This window comes from Streptomyces sp. NPDC001980, assembly GCF_040296885.1.
GTDB lineage: Bacteria > Actinomycetota > Actinomycetes > Streptomycetales > Streptomycetaceae > Streptomyces.
In genome coordinates, this window is the sequence record NZ_JBEOYD010000012.1 from 186,959 (window position 1) to 205,604 (window position 18,646).

7 protein-coding genes and 1 pseudogene are annotated in these 18,646 nt (G+C 68.4%); 3 read left to right on the forward strand and 5 right to left on the reverse strand.

Annotated features, from left to right (window positions below):
* Positions 1-264: 264 nt before the first annotated feature.
* Positions 265-444 (forward strand): annotated as a pseudogene (locus tag ABT137_RS20715) (APC family permease); the annotation flags it as partial.
* A 726-nt stretch (positions 445-1,170) separates the two neighbouring features.
* On the opposite strand, the gene ABT137_RS20720 reads toward ABT137_RS20715, so the two are convergent.
* Positions 1,171-1,539: a hypothetical protein gene (locus ABT137_RS20720; protein ID WP_351710853.1), complete on the reverse strand. Its 369-nt coding sequence runs from the start codon at positions 1,537-1,539 to the stop codon at positions 1,171-1,173.
* 37 nt (positions 1,540-1,576) lie between these two features.
* The gene (locus ABT137_RS20725; RefSeq protein ID WP_351710855.1) at positions 1,577-8,191 is read right to left on the reverse strand and encodes an RHS repeat-associated core domain-containing protein; all 6,615 of its coding nucleotides are present in this window, start codon (positions 8,189-8,191) and stop codon (positions 1,577-1,579) included.
* Positions 8,192-8,777: 586 nt separating this feature from the next.
* Between ABT137_RS20725 and ABT137_RS20730 the strand changes: the two genes are divergently transcribed.
* On the forward strand, positions 8,778-14,816 hold the full coding sequence (locus tag ABT137_RS20730; RefSeq protein WP_351710857.1) for a LamG-like jellyroll fold domain-containing protein: 6,039 nt from the start codon (positions 8,778-8,780) through the stop codon (positions 14,814-14,816).
* Between the two features lie 453 nt (positions 14,817-15,269).
* Here the strand turns inward: ABT137_RS20730 and ABT137_RS20735 are convergent, their stop codons facing one another.
* Positions 15,270-15,467: a hypothetical protein gene (locus ABT137_RS20735; protein ID WP_351710859.1), complete on the reverse strand. Its 198-nt coding sequence runs from the start codon at positions 15,465-15,467 to the stop codon at positions 15,270-15,272.
* Positions 15,468-15,738: 271 nt separating this feature from the next.
* Between ABT137_RS20735 and ABT137_RS20740 the strand changes: the two genes are divergently transcribed.
* Entirely contained in the window at positions 15,739-16,305 is a 567-nt protein-coding gene (locus ABT137_RS20740) for a Uma2 family endonuclease (protein ID WP_217555001.1), read from the forward strand.
* A 408-nt stretch (positions 16,306-16,713) separates the two neighbouring features.
* On the opposite strand, the gene ABT137_RS20745 is transcribed toward ABT137_RS20740, so the two are convergent.
* Both ABT137_RS20745 and ABT137_RS20750 read right to left on the reverse strand, forming a co-directional pair.
* Entirely contained in the window at positions 16,714-17,136 is a 423-nt protein-coding gene (locus ABT137_RS20745) for a hypothetical protein (protein WP_351710966.1), read from the reverse strand.
* Between the two features lie 225 nt (positions 17,137-17,361).
* The gene (locus ABT137_RS20750; RefSeq protein WP_351710861.1) at positions 17,362-18,525 is read right to left on the reverse strand and encodes an NAD-dependent formate dehydrogenase; all 1,164 of its coding nucleotides are present in this window, start codon (positions 18,523-18,525) and stop codon (positions 17,362-17,364) included.
* Positions 18,526-18,646 lie beyond the last annotated feature (121 nt).

The window sequence follows — 18,646 nt, forward strand, 5'->3', positions numbered from 1 at the left end:
CCTTTGACCGGGGGCGTCTCCCCCACCGTTGCGGATCATCGCTCCAAGGCGATCCGCGATGGCCCGGTCACGGTCGCTGGTCATGTGCTGTGACACGGGTGGCCGCGACCTTGCGCTGGTCGATGGCGAAGCCCCTTGGCCAAGCCGGCAGATCTTCGTGTGGGTTTACTCGACCTCGGCAGCGCGGGTGGGCAGAGCCCGGTCCGCGGCGCGTTCGTGGCCTGCGGCGGAGTGGGCGACGGCCTCCAGGAACACCGATGCGGTACAGGCGTCCTGTCAAGCGGGGGCTGGGGCCTGGGACATCTGCTCGGTCCGGACGACACCCCCATGAACCCCGTGGTCTTCTTCGCCGAGTCGTCGAGTCTGGGCGCCGTCCTGATCCTGCTGGTCTACCTCGCGTCCAACATCGCCCTGCCCCTGTACTACCGCAGGTACCGTCCGCAGGCAGTGACACGCGGAGTGCGAGTGGACGTCCTTTATGGCGCCACGGAAGAGGGAACCACGCCGCAGGATGTCGTCGACCCGCTGCACCGGCTCGGCTACGACGGCGCTCAACGTCTGGGCCGGGAACTCCTGAAGCCGGCGAAGGAGCCGACGGGCAGCGGAGCCTCCCTCCTGATCTTCGACGGGAGGGAGGAGGGGCTCGAAGCGGTCATCGGCGACTACGCGTGGGCGGGGTCGCCAGGCTCAGAGCCGGCAAGCTCCGTCCACGTGGGCGGAACCGAGTTCATGGCCCAGGTGGCACGGGCAGCCGCAGGTCTGTGGATGTGGAGCGGTGATCCCGATTGCGTCGAGCGCTGGCGGCGCGTCGCGAACCGCTGCCAGGACGACACGGCCGTCTCCGCGGCTCGGGGAGGCCCGCTACGGAAGGACCTGGTCCTCGCCGAGCCGATCGTGGATGACGAGCACGCCCAGGGTCCGCAGGGCTCTGAGGACGACGCCTTGCGGACCGGCGGCACATGCCTGCACGAGACCGGATTCGCAGCAGGCATCCGAGGCGTCTCGGCGGTGATCCGCCGCCCGGAGACCTTGGCCACGCCGTAGGAGTGGACTCCCGCGCCGCCGTCACGGCGGCGCGGGAGCCTCTTGGCGCGGGTGCCCGGAAGGTCTCGCCGACCTGGCCAGCCGCGCCGCCGCGCTTCGGATTCCGGCCCACTCCGATCGAACGCCCTACTCGTCGAGGAACCGATACCCCTCGCTCGCGGGCTGGATCACGACGGTTCCGTCGCGGACCTGCCACTCGCTCATGCCGTCGACCTCGTGACTGACGAAGAACAGGCCGATGATCCGATCATCGTCGTCATCGGAGGCCGGAATCCGCGCCACGCGCCGCAGTCGGTCCAGGAACCAGTCGACCGACTGAGCACGCATATCGGCCCCGAAGAAGGCCCAGCTGACGAAGTTGTACTGCCTTGGGGGAAAGGCCCAGCCACCGCTGTACGTCCGGTCGGCATCGTCCGCTTGAACGATCTCCTTGACCTGGGCAAGCTGCTGATCATCACACTCCAGCCAACCCCTGATCCGGACGAAGACACCCACGACGATCACTCTCCCCTACGTTCCAGGCGCCATTCGCTCACTGATCGGCCAGCGGACCGATATCGATGACCGCCTGCATTCCGTATCGCGCATCGTACCGTTTGATCGCGTTCATCACATCCCTGGAAGGCTCGCTGTCGAACTGGAAGTACGGCGTTCTACCCGAGGCCGCAGACACCTCATACATCCGCTTTGCCGATTTCCGGAAGCGCCTGTCGATCTGGAAATTTCCGGGTTTCGCGGATGCGACATAATCGTCACTGACCGCATCGAATTCGACATCCTTGAGGTTCAGGAACTCGACCTGGGCCCGACCGCCGAGTTTTTTCGCCAGCAATTCCGCGTTCGCATCGAATTTCTTGGTCGAGTTGACCAGCGTCCCCAGGCCGCCGTTTCCGGACAGCAGCCCCGGCTCCGGCTCGGCCCTCGCCGGAGCCCCCTCCTCCTCCGCGGCGCCCGCCCCGGCCAGGACCAGCGGCAGCATGTCGCAGAGCGTGCCCGCCGCGCAGGGGTTCTCCGGGATGTCATCGACATCCGCCCAGGTGTGGTAGAAGTGCGAGAGTTCCAGGCATCCGCCCTGGGTCATGTCCTGGCTGCACCTCCCACGGAAGTAGAGCTCGACATTGACCGCATAGGTGTACAGCGGGTTGTAGTCCCCCTGGTTCGCCATCTGCGCCACGCTCGGGTACTTCTGCTGAAACATCTGGACGGTTTTCAGGGGCGGGACCGGAACAGGGGCGGAACCGACCCCTTGGCATCCGTCGCAGTAATGGCCGCCGGTGCTGTTACCGGAGCAGGAGTGCGTGTCGCAGTAGTGGCTGGAACCCTGGTAATTGCTGGATTCCGGGTCGTTCTCCGAGTGGTAGTCGCCGTACGTGCCGTTGCTGCCGGAGCAGTAGCTGGACGGATAGCAGGATTCGAGGCCGGTGGGGTCGCTGCCGGTGACGGGGTTGTCGGCGGCGTAGGCGTATCCGCCGAGTTCCTGGGGGCTGCCGGCTTCGAAGACGGGGTCGAGACTGATGAAGCTGCCGAGCGCCGGGTCGTACTTGCGGGCGCCGACGTCGGTGTAGCCGGTGGAGGTGTCCTGGGGCATGCCCAGGTAGGAGTGGGTGGGGTCGGGCCAGGTGGTGGTGTTGGCGCTGCCGCGTGGCTGACCGTAGGGGGTGTACTGCTGACGGGCGACCTGCTGGGTGGTGGTGTCCATCGCCAGGGAAGCGGTGCCGTGCGGGTCGCTGAAGAGGTACTTCGTGCCACCGCCCGCGAGGCTGGAGCGGATGGCCGCAGGACCGCCCGCGCCCCCGTGACTGTAGGTACGGACGGCGCCGAGCAGCACGTTGGGCGTCACGCTGGTGTTGACGATGATCTCGGTGTCGCCGGCGAACAGCGTGGTCTGGCCGGGATCACGGCGGATCAACTGGCCGCCGTCGGCGTCGTAGAGGTACTTGGTGGTGGTGGGGCCGGCGCCTCCCGTGTCCACCTGGACGAGGCGGTTCTCGTCGTCCCAGGTCAACGTCTGGCCGGGACCGGTGGTGGGGGTGCGGGTGTGGAGGTTACCGGTCTCGTCGTAGCCGAACCTGGTCGGGTTGGTGCCGCCGGTGGTGGCGGTCAGGGTGTGCGGCTGGGCGCCGGTGGAGTTGCAGCCGGTGGTGCAGCCGTCGGCGTAGGTCGTGGTGCTGGTGGTGCCCGACCCGCCGATGGCGTGGTCGACGCTCTGCTTGCGGTCGCCGACCGCGTCGTAACTGAAGGACTGCCAGTACGAGCCGGCCGTGGTGGACAGCGTGCTGCTCGTCGGCGGGTTGGCCGCGCAGTTGTCCTTGGCGGTCCAGGCGTCGGTCAGCCGGTCGAGCGTGTCGTAGGAGTAGCACTGCTGGTCGGTGACGGTGTTGCCGGTTTCCGACTGCTGGTCGGTGGTGGAGGTCGGGTTGCCGGCGGCGTCGTAGGTGTACTTGGTGTCGTCCACCGTCGGACCGGGCGCCTGGGTCCGCTCCACGAGACGCTCGGTCGGTCGGCGGGTCTGGTCGTCGTAGCTGTAGGTCGCCCAGGCGGGGTTCGTCGACGGGCCGAACGTGACCCGGGAGAGTTCACCGTAGTCGGTGTACACGGTGGCGCCGACGTAGGTGCCGATGCTGCTGGCGGTGGTCGTCGGCTTGCCCAGCGCGTTCCGGCCGTAGGTGATGGTCTCGCTGTTCAGGCCCTGGGTGCGCGGGTCGCTCTGCGAGGCGAGCAACTGGTCGCGGGGCGTATAGGTGTAGGTCGTGGTGTAGGTCGAGGGCAGCGGGGCCTCGGAGTCGGGCAGGGTGATCTTGGTGCCGGTCGGCTTGCCGAGGGTGGTGTAGCCGGTGGTGGCCACGGTGTACCCGCCGGTCGTGCCCTGGACGTAGCGGGTCGACGAGGTCGGCAGGCCGATCCGGAGGGTGTCGTAGGTCCAGGAGGCGAACTGGAAGTTCGACTTGGACTTGTCGGTGGCCGTGAGCTTGCGGCCCAGCAGGTCGTAGGTGTAGTCGAGCTCGACCTTCTTGGCGTCCGTGGTGGACGTCAGGTTGCCCGCGTCGTCGTAGCCGTAGCTGCTGCCGCCCGCGTCGGGGTCGGTCTGGGACTTCTTGTGGCCCAGCAGGTCGTAGCCGAAGGTCCACACGGCCTTGTCGGGACCCGTGACGCGGGTCTGCCGTCCGGCATCGTCGTAACCGTAGGTGGTGGGTGAGGTGCTGCCGCCGGAGGCGGTGAAGCCTGCCGCGGCGGACCCGCTCAGTGTGGGCGCGGCGGTGTACTGGTCGAGCTCGGTGGTCTGACCGCGCGCGTTGACGACCGTGGTGGTGGCGACCCCGCCCTTGGGCGGCAGGACGGTGGTCTTGTCCCCGGTGTAGGCGGTGGTCGTCGTCCAGGCCTTGACCCCGTCGTGTTCCTCGGTGACCAGGTCGGCCCGGCCCTGTCCGTCGTAGTCCGTGACGGTGGTGTTGGGGATGGAGACCTGGGAGACCGATATCAGGCTGCTGCCGGGGCTGCCGGCCACGTTGTAGGCGTTGTTGGTGGCGACCGTCCAGCCGTGCGAGTCGGATTCGGTGTCGGAGACCGTGGTGGTGGAGTTCTCCGCAATCGCCTGTACCTGCAGCGGGCGCAGCATCGCGTCGTACAGCGTTGTGCTGGTCGCGTAACCACCGCTGTCCAGCAATGCGTTGGTGGAGACGACCGAGGGGGCCGACTGGGACAGGGCGTAGGTGTAGGTCGTATTCGCCGGTGCGCTGTTGGCCTTGCTCTCGTTGGGCAGCCATACACCGGTCATGCGGCCGAGCGCGTCATAGGTGAGCGAGGTGAGCAGTCCTGCCGCGTCCGTCTTGGATGTGGGCAGGCCTCGTGCCGGGTCCAGGGTGCTGCCGGTGAGCTGGCAGTCCTTGGACGACACGGTCACCGTGGAGCAGTCCGTGCCGGGTGTGACCTGGGTGATGGTCGTGCTGCTCGTGGGGAGCGCGTCGGTGGTGGGGGTGTAGGAGGTGTAGACGGTCTGGGCGAGGCTCTTGCCGTCGGGGGAGACCGAGTGGGGAGTACGGGTGGCCTTGATGGTGCGGCCGTAGGAGTCGTAGGTGGTGGCGGCCTGGTCCACGAACGCGGTGGCGGTGGCGCCGCTGGCGGCGGACACCTGCTGGTCCAGCGTGGCGTCGCCGAGCGCGGGCAGTGCCGGGTTCTGCTGGCCGTCGCCGTCGTAGGCGAAGGCGTTGTGGTCGTAGGACGTACGGACGTCGGAGAGCAGGGTGCCGCTCGGGGTGGCGCCGGCACTGGAGCAGTCCTGGGACGTGGAGATGACCTCTGCGGGCACCACCAGGGTGCTCGGGCTGCCGGTGAGGTAGCGGGTGAAGGTGCACTTGGAGACGTTGGCGCTGTCGGTGGGCTCGCCCCGGTCGTCGACCTGCACCGGCATGCCGGTGGTCGACTTGCCCAGCGTCCGGTTGTAGAAGGTGTCGGTCTCGGTCTTGCGCCAGCCGTACGACACCGCTTCGCGGGTCAGTGTCTTGGCAGGGCGGACCATCAGGGCCGTCAGGTCCGGCAGACCGCTGCGGTTGCGGCCGGCCGTGGGTCCGATGATCGTGGGCACGTTGACGACGGCCTTGACCAGACTGCCGCCGGAGGCGGAGTAGGTGTCGGTCTCGAAGGCCTGGCCGGCCAGCGCGTCGTCGTCCGCGACCGAGGTCGCGCCGTCCTGGCTGGTCAGATCCGGCACCGAACGGGTCTTGCCGCCGGGTAGCGTGTCGCCGTTCATGCCCAGGAAGTAGTACGACTTCGTGAGCGTCTTCTGGTCGTGCACCTTGGTGCCGTCGGTGTAGTGGAACACGTTCGGGTCACCGGTGGTGACGTCCACCTCCGGGTAGCCACGGAACTGGCCCCAGGTGCGGTTCTTGGCCTTGACGACCTCGTTGTCGTCGTAGTGCCAGCCGGGGTTGCCCTTGTAGGCGTAGTCGGTCTCCAGCTCCGGCTGGGTGCCGTCCTGGTAGGAGTTGTGCGGGTCGGTGGTGACGACCGAGGTGACCTTGTACTTGTAGAACCAGTCCATCCACGGCGCCGGCTGCCCGTCGGGGGTCCAGTAGACGGGGAAGCAGGACAGGGTGTTGGTGGAGGCGAAGGTGCGGGCCGCCGCGTCGGTGGGGTCGTTCGGGTCGCTGGCCGGGGCGCTGGAGCAGTTCGGCCGGTCGTAGGTGACCGTCGTCTGCGCGCCGGTCTCGCTGGTGACCGTCTGGATCCGGTTGTGGTACATCAGCGGCATCTGCGGGATCGTGCCGACCCGGTTGGGCAGTTGGAGCGGCGGGTCGAAACTCACCGCCGGCGTCGAAGTGCCGCCCGACGCGCCGCCCAGGGTGTCCAGGCCCGTGTGCTGGACGGAGTCCAGCCACAGGGTGGGGGCGTGGTCGCCGCCGTCGGGGAAGGACTGGGTGAAGGTGTACTTGTCGACCTGCTTGGTCGTCCCGCCGGTCTGGATCTGGGTGGTGATCGAGGTCAGGCGCTTGCGCGACCAGAAACTCGGGCCGTGGTTGGTGCAGTTCGTCGAGCTCGACGTGCAGTTCAGGTCCACCGGTACGTCCGGCCAGTACGCGGCGTTGGCGGGGGTGAACTGACTGTCGGCGCAGGTGTTGCCGGCCGGGGTACCCGGGATGCAGCGCTCGGCGGTGTCGAAGAGGATCTGCTCCGGGGCGGTGCCGGAGTAGACCGTCGAGGACGTCATGCCGTAGTCGATCCGGGACAGGGCGCCGCCGCGCGTGTAGGCGACGGCGGTGTCCTTCGTGTCCGCGCCGTAGTAGCCGGTCTCCGGGCTGTAGTACCAGGCGGTGGCGTTGCCGTGCGAGTCCACCACGTAGTCCAGGTTGAAACGGTAGCCCAGCGTGCAGGCCGTGTCGGCGAAGGTCGTGCTGTCCGGACACGCCGACACCCCGCTGTGCGCGTGGTAAACGGGCTGGGTCCACGCCGACTTGGTCTCGTCCTTGCCGCTGGACCAGCCCGGCAGCCGGTTCAGGCCGAAGAAGTACTGCACCCCGGCCTCGGTGACCTTGAAGTACTCCTTGTTGTCGGTGCCGTTCGTGGCACCGGTCAGGTCCTCGATCTTGGTGGTGGAGTCGTCGCCGGCGGGGTGGAAGGTCTTGGTGGCGTCGTCGTAGACGATGTCGGTGGACTTGCCGTTGAGCGAGAGGGTGAGGATCTGTCCCGCCCAGCAGGAATCGCCGTCGTTGTCCGGGGCTCCGGAGGAGGAGTCGTCCTTGCAGGACTTGTAGGTGCGCTCGATGTAGTTCTCGGTGGAGCTCCAGCCGTCTCCCAGCCAGGAGGACTGGTTGTTGGTGCCCTCGGTGCGCGCGTCCTGGGCGGAGGAGTTGTAGGAGAGACCCACGTTCGGTGCCGCGCCGCCGATCGCCGGGGGCACCGAGATGGGGTAGTTGTAGGTGAACGCGCCCGTGTTCCCCGAGGTCGACCAGGAGCCGCCCGGTGACAGGCTGGTCGCCGAGTAGTCGCCGGAGGAGCCCGACGTGCCAGAGGTCGCCGCCATGACCACCATGGCGGTGGACGACGCCGTCGCCGAACGGGCGGCGAGGCCGGCTCCCGGAGTGGCGGGTGCTGCCGCGGGCAGGGAGATCCGCGCGGACAGCGGCGTGGCGGGGGCGGTGCGCACAGTGGTCTGGGTCTGGCACTTGGCCAGCTTCGGTGTGGTCAGCGCGCACTGCGGCAACTGAACCAGGTGCAGGCGGGAGGCGAAGTCTCCGCCGAAGGCGTAGCGGAACGACGAGTCGTCCACGCGCAGGGCGACCTGTCCGGTGCCCGGGCTGCTGCGCCGCAGGGTAAAGAGGACACCGTGGACGCCGGCGGCGCGTGCGGTCTTCTGGTCCAGCACGCTGACCCGTACGCGCTGGGATCCGGCGGCGGCACCGGCCTGCGGGTGTGCACCGGCGGCGGGAGCGAACAGAACGGGTGTACGGCCGGCCCGTACTTCGGACGTTCTGCCGGTCAGGTGCGTCGTGGTGGCCGCAACGGGCAGGGTGACGACGGCGCTGCCCTGCTGGGGAAGCCGGGCGTGGGTAGTGGGATCGAAGTGCTGGAAACCCTTGTGCCCGGAAACGTGCCGGGGAGTGGCGCGGGTGAAGGGGATGCGCTTGTCCTGGGGCGCGGCCGGAGCGGACACATGACGGCTCGTCGGTGAGGCCGCCGTGGCGGAACTCGCCGGCAACAGACCGGCCACCAGCAGGGCGCCGATCGCGACGCTTGCCGTACGGCGCAGCCCCCGATCGCGTGCTGCCGACCGCGCGCGTCTCCACCTCGTTCTCCGCACCATGGTGCGTGTCCCCCTCCCCGTACGGTGCGCATTCAAGTCGCCCTGGAACACGGGTGATTGAGCGCACGCCGAAGGGAGGCACAGTCGATTCGGCCCCCCGTGAACCTTCACGCTAGGGCCTGGGATGAACACGACAAGCAAAGGACCTTCACATGGAAGGCAAAGAGATCACCCAGAAGGAAACCCAAGTTGACTTGTATACGTCAAAAACGGATGGCGTAAGGGCACCGGGTGACCCATCGGCGATGGACCCCGCTCCCCTCGGCACTGAGAATGCACAGCGGCGCGGACCCACGGGGGGGCCGCCTGAGACGTGCGAGGGATCCCAACGCCGATGTCCGCCATTCGCTCCATACGTGTGTCCAGACGCCCTGGGCCGAGACCAGTCGCCGTAGCCGTGGTCGCGGCTCTCGCAGCAGGGTCGCTTTCCGCCACGGTGACGGCCCAGGCAGCGCCCGCCGCCTCCACCCGGCCGTCCGCCCCGAAGTCGCACAGCAAGCATTCGGGGTCCGCCACCCGGCGCCTCAACGCCACCGAGTCCGCGTCCGCCCGGGCCAAGGCGACCGGCAAGCCGGTGACGATCGACCAACTCACCGACACCGGAACGCTGGTGGTGGCCAACCCGAACGGCACCTTCACCCGCACCGACTCCTCGATGCCCGAGCGCGCCCGGCAACACGGCAAGTGGGTGCCGATCGACACCACGCTGGTACGGCAGGCCGACGGGACGTGGGCACCCAAGGCCACCGTCACCGACGTGAGGTTCTCCGGTGGCGGTTCGGACGCGCTGGTCACGATGGGCAGCGGCAGTGACCGGCTGGGCTTCTCCTGGCCGGGCAAGCTGCCCGAGCCGGTGATCTCCAAGGACACCGCCACCTACCCGGACGTACTGCCCCAGGTGGACCTGCAGCTGACCGCGGACGCCTCCGGGTACTCCTCGATCCTCGTGGTCAAGTCCCGCAAGGCGGCGGCCGATCCACGGCTGCGGAACCTCTCGCTCGACACCACCTCAAGCCATCTGAAGCTGACGTCCACGCGCGGCGGCGGCACCCTGGCCACGGACAAGCGCACCGGCGAGACGGTGTTCCACAGCGATACCGCGCTGATGTGGGACAGTGCCGGTCAGAGGACCGGCGGTGCGGCACTGGCCTCGGCTCGGGCCGAGCACACGGCAGCGGCCAAGGTCGGCAGGCACCGCGCCCGGGTTCGGGTGAGCCTCCGGCACGGCAGGCAACTGCTGGGCCTCGATCAGAAGCTGCTCACCGCCAAGAGCACCGCCTACCCGGTCTACGTCGACCCCGAGTGGAGCGGCAGGCCCTCCCAGCTGGACTGGGCGCGGATCTCCGACAACGGGTGGAACGTCTACAACTCGACGTCCACCTCGGGTTCCACCAACGCCCGCGAGGGATGGGACAACTCCTCCCCCGGCAACGGTGAGCGGGCCCGCACGTACTACCAGATGAACACGAGCGGCATCAAAGGCGCGGTGGTCACGCACGCCTCGCTGTACGTGAAGCAGCTCTCCGCCGCTTCCTGCTCGGACACCCCGGCCGCCGTCTACGGTACCGACCGTCCCGCCGGGTGGAGTTCGTCGTCGCTGTACTGGGGTCATGAGCCCGGCGGGCGCACCGGCTCGCTGGGCACCAACCCCAAGAGCCACGAGGCCGGTACCTGCCCGGTCACCGACGGTGCCAACTCCTGGGTCAGCCCGCCGTCACTGGAGTTCGACGTGACCTCCCGGGCGCAGAGCGCGGCGGCCGGCGGCTGGAAGAGCATGACGCTGATGGTCCAGTCGCCGGACATGAACGACGCGACCCAGTGGAAGCAGCTCGCTTATGGCGGCGGCGCCACCATGTCGGTGACGTACAGCTACCGGCCCAAGCTGAAGAACGGTACCGGTACCCCGGCCATCAAGCCGTCCAGCGTGAACCTGGGCAAGACGATGACCACCACCCACACCCCGACGCTGTCCGCGCGCGCGGTCGACCCCGACCTGGCCGGCGGAAGCGAACTGGTGCGCATCGAGTACAACGTGTACAACTCCTCCGGCACCCTGGTCCATCAGGGCTTCGGTCCCAGTACCGACTCGAAGAAGCGCGCCCGCTACAACACCAACGGCAGTGACTGGACCACCCCGAGCCTGCCGGACGGCACCTACACCTGGAAGGCCACCGCGCAGAACGCGGCCGGCTACTGGGCGGGTACCGGATCGGGCATCTGGACCAAGACGCAGACGTTCACGGTGGACACCAGCGCGCCTCCCGCGCCCACGGTGACCTCGAGTCAGTTCCCGGCCAAGCAGATCGGTGCCGCGTTCGGCGACAAGGGCACCTTCACGATCAGCAACAACCACACGAACAACATCACCGGTTACCTGTTCGCACTGGACGCCACGCTCGGCAACACGGTCTACAGCAGCAGCGTCACCCACTGGACCACGAGCACGACGATCGTGCCGGGCCACGTCTACTACGCCACGTCGGACAACGGTCCCGGCACCGGCACCGCGGTCCTCAACGGCAGTGCCTCCCCCGCTTTCGCCCCTGCCAAGGCGGGACCGCACACGCTGTACGCCAAGGCCGTGGACCAGGCGGGCTCGACGTCCATCTCCGAGACGAAGTACGCCTTCTACGCCGGTACCAGCACCCCGACGTACGCGTACGGCGACAAGATGATCGCCGGCTGGACGGCGACCAACACCGACGGCACGACCACCGTCGTGCCCAAGGCGACCACCACGTCCAAGGGCGGTCAGCTGATCAGCCAGGCCGCCGGCAGCGGCTACGAGTTCGCCGACGGCTACCAGGCCATGCTGGCCAACAAGAGCACCACCTCGAAGGTGGTCAGCGGTGACAGCGCGACGTTCAGCTTCGACATCCCCAAGGACGGTCCCTGGAGCTTCGGGGCCAACCTGACCAGGGCCAAGGACTACGGCATCTACAACCTGGTCCTGGACGCGGGCAAGTCCACCCAGGCCACCCTGCTCAGCGGCCTCGACGCCTACAACTCGTACACCACCACCCGGTTCGTCAACCTCGGCATCCCCAAGGACTCGAACGGCCAACTGCTCACCCTCAAGCAGGGCGTGCACACCCTGACCCTCACCCTGACCGGCAAGAACCCCAGCTCCAGCGGCTACCAGGCCGGCCTCGACGTGCTGCGCCTCGCGCCCGCGCTGACCTGCGCGATCAACAGCACGAGCAGCTGCCTGAACAACACCGCGACCAGCACCTTCACCACCACGACCAGCACGGCCGACGCCGACGGCTCCGGCAACAGCATCAACTCCGCCGATCTGACCGGTACTTCAGGCTGGCAGAGCGGCAAGTCGGTGACCGTCGACGGTACGAGCATCGCGCTGCCGAAGTTCGGTACCGGCACCTACGACAACATGCTGGCCTCCGGGCAGACCGTCACCGTGCCGGGCAGCGGCGTGGTGAACACCGGCGGCGCCGTGGTCTTCCTGGCCTTCGCCACCGGCGGCGCGGCCAAGGGCGCCACCGGCACCATCACCTACGCCAAGAACAACTGCCTGGACCCGAACGGCGACCCCGCCGACCAGTCGTACACGCTGGACACCGTGCCCGACTGGCTGAGCGGCCCGGCCGCCGGGGCCACGCTGACCCTCGTCCACCAGAACCACAGCAACAACACCCAGACCAGCCCCAGCCCCGGCCCGAAGATCTACGCCGTCAGCGTCCCGCTGGCCTGCCCCGGCTCGGTCATCAGCAGCATCTCCCTGCCGCTGTTCACCAACGGCGTCCAGGCCGGCCAGCCGGCGCTGCACATCCTGGGCATGGGCCTGCGGCCGCTGACCGTCACCGGCAGCGGAACCAGCGCCCAGCACTGGGTCGGCACCTGGTCCTCCGTCCAGGACACCGCCAAGGTGACGCAGTCCGGTGGCAGCGCCGCCACCGTCAACGGGCAGACGCTGCGCATCCCGGCCCACGTCAGCATCGGCACCGACGACGGCAACGGCGTCCGCATCCACCTGTCCAACGCCATGGGCAGCGGCCCGGTGACCTTCGACGCGGCCTCCGTCGCTCTGCAGGACACCACCGCGGGCGGGGCCACGGCGGCCGCGGCACCGGTGGCGCTGGCCTTCGGCGGCGCCGCCACGGTCACGATTCCCGCGGGCGGCGACGTCACCAGTGACCCGGTGACCCTGCACGTCGACCAGCAGGCGACGGTCCTGGTCAGCCTCCAGGTGCACGGCTCGGTGTCCGCGCTGCCCGGCCACGCCACGGCCCAGACACCCGTGTGGGTCAGCGACGCGGCCAACCGCACCGGCGACACCGCGGCCACCAAGTTCACGCAGACCACGTACACCGGTCTGCCGTACCTGGCCGGCATCGACGTCACCACGCCCACCTCCGCCCCCACCGGCTCCCTGGTCCTCTACGGTGACCAGAGCGTCAACGGCGACACCGCGAGCGGCGACGGCCAGCACCACCTGAGCGACGCCATCACCGGCGCCATCGTGGGCGACGCCAACGGGGACTCCTCGGTGGACTACGGCGTGCTCAACGCGGGCACCAACAGCACCAGCCTGAGCAACAACCTGCTGCCGCAGGGAACGTACAGCGACTCACCGGTCAACGCGCTCAACCCCCTGGACCGGAACGTCCTGGCTCAGGGCAACGTGCGAACCGTCCTCGTCTCCACCGGCGCCGCCGACCTGCTCAACTGCACCGGCACCGCCGACGCCTGCGCCAACGGCGTCGAGACCGGACTGGCCGCGCTCAACAGCGAGTTGAGCTCCTACTACACCGACGACGGACAGGCCTACGTCAACGGGCAGCCGGTCACGCAGAACTCCAACATCACCGTCTACCTCACCACCATCCCGCCGTTCACCGCCGCACACCCGGGCACGGCGACCCAGGAGTCCGCGCGCGAGCAGGTGAACCAGTACCTGCTCGACAACTTCCCCACCCAGGTCATCGACTTCGCCGCGGCGGTCTCCACGGACGGCACGGCCACCTCCTCGACCGTGAAGGCGGCGGACCTCTCGAGCGGCAACCCGTCGAACACGTACTACGACGACCTCGCCGCCCGCTACCTCAACGACACCAACACGCAGGTCGTCGGCATCGCGCCGAACCTGATCGTCCCGGAGGCCACCGGCAGCGACACCCCCGACAACGAGTGGGAGCTGGCCGCCGACGGCACCGACGCACGCGGGGACAACCCGTTCACCGCGGTCGGCGGGGCGACCTTCGGCTCGACCGGACCGGACGCGGTCAACGCCCCGGACACCGCCACCTCCTTCGACGGCAGCACCGGCTTCCTGGAGAGCGACCACACCGCCGTCAACACCCTCGCCGACTACACCGTCTCCGCCTGGGTGAAGCTCGACTCCACGGACAACCCGGCCACCGCCATCTGCGAGGGAACCAGCCAGCACCAGGCGTTCTACATCGGCTACGACCGGGGCAACAAGGGCTGGATGTTCCAGACCACGACCACCAACGACGACAACGCCGACTTCCCCACCGCGGAAGGAGACACCAACACCGGGGCCGTGGGCACCTGGACCCACCTCCTGGTCACCTACACCGCACCCGTGGACGGCGACGACAACAGCGGCGTGATGTCCATCTACCAGAACGGCACCCTGATGGGGACCGCCACCAACCTCACCCCGCAGTACGACTCGTCGATGCCCCTGACCGTCGGCGGCTGCATCAACGACCCTGCCGCGACCTCGCCGTACAACGCCTTCCCGGGCTCCGTCTCGGACGTCCAGGTCTACCCCTACGCCATGCCGGCGAGTGACGCGGACGCGGACAGCGTGATCGTGCCCGGCGGCTGGCAGAACGGCATGCCCGAGGACGACTGGAAGCTCGCCGCCAACGGCACCGACACCGCCTCCCTCAACCCGGTCACCGCCACCGGCGGCGCCACCTACGGCAGCGACGCACCGAGCGGACTGTCCGGCAGTGTTGCCTTCGACGGCAGCACCGGCTTCCTCAAGAGCAAGCAGAGCGCGGTCAACACCCTCGGCGACTACACCGTCTCCGCCTGGGTGAAGATCAACTCGGCCCTCGGCACCACCGCCGTCTGCCAGGGCACCACCCAGCACCAGTCCTTCTACCTCTCCTACGACAAACCCAGCGCCGCCTGGATGTTCCAGACCACCACCACCAACGACGAAAACTCCGACTTCCCCACCGCCGAAGGAGACAACAACTCCGGCCCGGTCGGCACCTGGACCCACCTGGTCGCCACCTTCCGGGCACCGGTCCCGGGAGCGTCCACCACCGGCAACATGGCCCTCTACCAGAACGGCACCCTGGTCGGGACCGCCACCAACCTCAGCCCCCAGTACGACTCCTCCATGCCCCTCACCATCGGCGGCTGCGTCAACAGCGCCTCCGCCACGACCCCCTACCTGGCCTTCCCCGGCTCCGTCGCGGACGTCCACGTCTACCCCCGCACGCTCTCGGCAACGGAGGTCAGCGCCCTGCACTGACCGCGAACGGACCTATGTATGCCCCGTCGCTCCCTCACCGGGCGGCGGGGCACGCCTCTGTCCGCCCCCTTGTGGTCAGCTGCGCAGCGCGAGTTCCGTGTCGACCTCGGGCTCGGGCGACATGCCTTTGGGGTGGAGGTCGACATGGCATCGATGAGCCGAGCAGTGGCTGCTTCGCCAGTTGCCCGAGTTCAGCGGCCGTGTTGTCGCAGTCGTCGCCGCCGACGGCGGGCTACGCGCTGTCTACCGCTCTCTCCCCGTTTCCCGCCCCCGGCGCGACCAGCCATGTCTTGGGGATCCCGCCCAGGACTCGAACCTGCGGCCATGGCCGAGCCGCTTCAAAGGTACAGAGTGGACTCCACGGTGATCCGCGATCCCGATGACCACCACCCGCGCCCGTTCCCATGGCGGGCGGGCCGCAGACGTACCCGTCGCGTTCGGCGATGTCGGGGATCAACCGGTGCAGGCCGCCCGGGCCGAATGACGTGACGCAGTGCCGCCCTCGCCGGTTCTGCCGGTGAGCAGGTGCAGCCGTCCGCCCCGTAGCGCTACCAGGTGGCACACCTCGTTCGGTTGCACGACGTCGGTGTCGCTGCCCACCCCGTACAGCACCACGACGTCGCCGGGCGCCTCCTCCCGCATGACCCGCACCAGCGTGATCGCACACCCCCGACGATCAGCAGGGTGCCGGGCCGGGCCGGAGCAGCGAGGTGAACGCTCCGTACGGTCCCTTGGCGAAGGCGCGACTGCCGACCGAGACGTTCCGCAGCCCGGCGCCGCCTCCTCACTTGTCGTGGGCTCGCTGGTCGGATGCCAGCCGACGGGGAGGGGCGTGAGCGAGATCGGCGTGCCGGACGGGCGGTGGACAGTACGCTGAATCCAGCGGGATCAGGCCCGCAGCACAGTGTCCGGGAGGTGCTTCATGACGGCCGAGATGGTTGCCCCGGCGTGGATGCATGAACAGATCACGGCGGAGGAGTACGAGTCCTGGTCCGAGGAGCAGTGCGCCGGTATCGAGATCGTGGACGGGATGGTCGTCGTGAGTCCGAGTGCGTCCAAGCGGCACAACCGGCTGGCCCGGATTGTGGCGAACGCCCTGGATGCCGCAGCGGGCCCGGAGTGGAACGCCGACACTGACTTCGACGTCCGACTTCAGGATGTCCCGCTCACCAATCGGCGACCGGACATTGTCGTGTACCGCGCAGACACGATCGACGTCACCCCCACCCGCCCTGAGCACGTGCTGCTGGTCGCGGAGGTGGTCTCGCCGGGCTCGGAGACCACCGACCGGATCGTGAAGGTCGACCAGTACGCCAAGGCAGGCATCGGCTTCTACTGGAGGATCGAGCAGGCCGCGACGGGCGTTCCTCTCGTGTACACCTACATCCTCGACCCCGCGACGAAGACCTACCGGGACGGAGACGTGTTCACCGGCGTCCTCAAGGCAGCGGCCCCCTTCCCGGTGGAGATCGACCTCGGCCAGATCTGACCCACACGCTGCTCAGCAGCCGACAGCGCGTGAGTGATGCGTGAGCGGACAACCCCGTACAGGGCGGCATGAGCCGGAAATCAAGTGGCTCGCCGTGCGGTTCTGACCAGGGAAAACAGCATCGCGCGGCAGCGCCGGGCACTACCCGGCAAGGCCTCGCCCCCCCCTTCTGGCATCCAGATCCGACATCAACCGCTTGAAACCGCGCTCAGCGACGTGCGAGCGGGGCCTGCGGCTTGGCCGCCCTGCCGACCGTCGTCTGCGGGGGGGGCGGCATCGACCGGCGGAGGGCGCCGGATGACGGCGTTGTGGTTGCGGTCGGTCCGGAGCACCGCGCGTGGGGTGCCATGACCGCACGTGATCAGACGGTGTCTCGATCCGGCTCGGTCATGGGAGCGCCGGGGCTCGTCAGAGCTTCCCGCCGATCTCGCAGGCCCGGCACGGCGGTCGCCCGCAGGTGCACTGCATGATGGCGTCGAGGACCTGGTGGTCGTGGTAAAGACACTCGTCCTTGCAGGTGTGGCGCGGGATGAATCCTGCCGGGATCTCGCCGGGCCACGGCTCGTGGCCGTCCCGGCAGCGGACGAACCGTTCGGGGTCGGCGGAGTGCAGCTCGTGCATGCTCGACCGTGCCTCGTCCTCCAGCTCACGCACTCGCTCCACCAGAGCCTTGAGCTCGGCAGCGATCCCGGAGTACCGGTCGGCGCCGGTCCTTACGTGCGCGGCCCGCAGTGCCATCGCTGCGTTGCCCAGAAACCTGCCGGCGTCCTGAAGGTCGGTCACGTGGTGCATCTGAATGCCGGTCACGCCCCGGACCCACACTGCGTCCATGCTCACTGATCCACCTTCCCGGCGTTCGCCTGGTTTTCTTAAGAGAGATTAGGCGCGGCGCCGGCATCTCTGCATAACGAAAAACAATATATTTATGGACGCTAAGGGTTTCACCCGGGCCCGTCCAGCAAATCGTGGGTGAATCGGCTCACAGCCGGGTGGTGGATCTTCTATTCAATCTGCAGCTGATTTCTTGCCCGCCGGACGTCACCCCGCCCGTGTCGGTCATCCGGCGACCGTGTAGGAACTCGCTCCCGTCCCGGCGAGCGCACCTCCTTCGACGATCAGGTACTCCGGGCGGATGGGGCGTCCGTCGAGCCAGCACTCCAGGATCTCCCGCGTACCGGCCGCGTAGCGCGCCTGCGCCGAGAGGGTCGACCCGGACACGTGCGGCGTCATCGCCTCGTGGGGCATGGTGCGCCAGGGATGGTCGGGCGGTGGCGGCTGCGGGTACCAGACGTCACCGGCGTAACCGGCCAGCTGGCCGCTGTCGAGAGCCCGCACCACGGCGTCCCGGCCGACGATGAGCGCCCGTGCGGTGTTGACGATGTACGAGCCGCGCCTCATGGCCCCGATCAGGTCGTCGTCGAAGAGGTTCTGCGTCTGCGGATGCAGCGGAGTGTGGATCGAGAGCACATCGACCGAGGAGGCCAGCGAACGGGCGTCGGGATGCCAGGTCAGCCCCAGCTCCTCCTCGACCTCCCTGGCCAGCCGGCGCACGTCGCAGTAGTGCAGCCTGACGTCGAACGGCTTGAGGCGGCGCAGCACCGCCTGGCCGATGCGGCCGGAGCCGAGGACGCCGACGTCCATGCCTTCGAGGTCGTAGGCGCGCGAGACGCTGTCGGCGATGTTCCAGCCCTTCTTGGCGGTCACCCACTCGTGGGCCGGCATGTAGTTGTGCACCAGGGTGAGAATCTGCATCACGGCGTGCTCCGACACACTGATGCTGTTGCTGAACGTCACCTCGGCCACGGTCATGCCGTGGGCGATGGCGCTCGGCAGGTCGACGTGGTCCGACCCGATCCCCGCGGTGATCGCGAGTCTGAGCCGGGGGGACGCGGCGATGCGTTCGGCGGTCAGATAGGCGGGCCAGAACGGCTGCGAGACGACCACGTCGGTGTCGGGAAGCTCGCGGTCCAGGGTGGAGTCCGCCCCTTCCTTGTCGCTCGTGACGACAAGGGTGTGACCCCGGTCCTCCAGGAACCGGCGCAGCCCCAGTTCTCCTGAGACGCAGCCGAGGAGGTGCCCCGGGGTGAAATCGACGGCCTGCGGGGTCGGCGCGGTCTGACCGCCCGGATAGCCGCTGATGGTGGGAATCTCGTCGCGGGCGTAGTCGGGGGGATAACCGCCCACGGGGTCCGGATAGAGCACCGCAAGGATTTTTGCCATGACGTCCTCCATCGGTGGAACACCGATGATCTTGAATTTTAGTCGAGTGTGCGTCGACACTGCAATGCCCTGAGATAATGGGGAGGTGTTCCGGCGGACAGGGATGCGGCTATTTCGATGA

Excerpts from the sequence above, each read along its gene's own strand:
- ABT137_RS20740 (WP_217555001.1), top strand. The coding sequence starts at position 15,739 with ATGACGGCCGAGATGGTTGCCCCGGCGTGGATGCATGAACAGATCACG.
- ABT137_RS20745 (WP_351710966.1), bottom strand. The coding sequence starts at position 17,136 with ATGGACGCAGTGTGGGTCCGGGGCGTGACCGGCATTCAGATGCACCAC.
- ABT137_RS20750 (WP_351710861.1), bottom strand. The coding sequence starts at position 18,525 with ATGGCAAAAATCCTTGCGGTGCTCTATCCGGACCCCGTGGGCGGTTAT.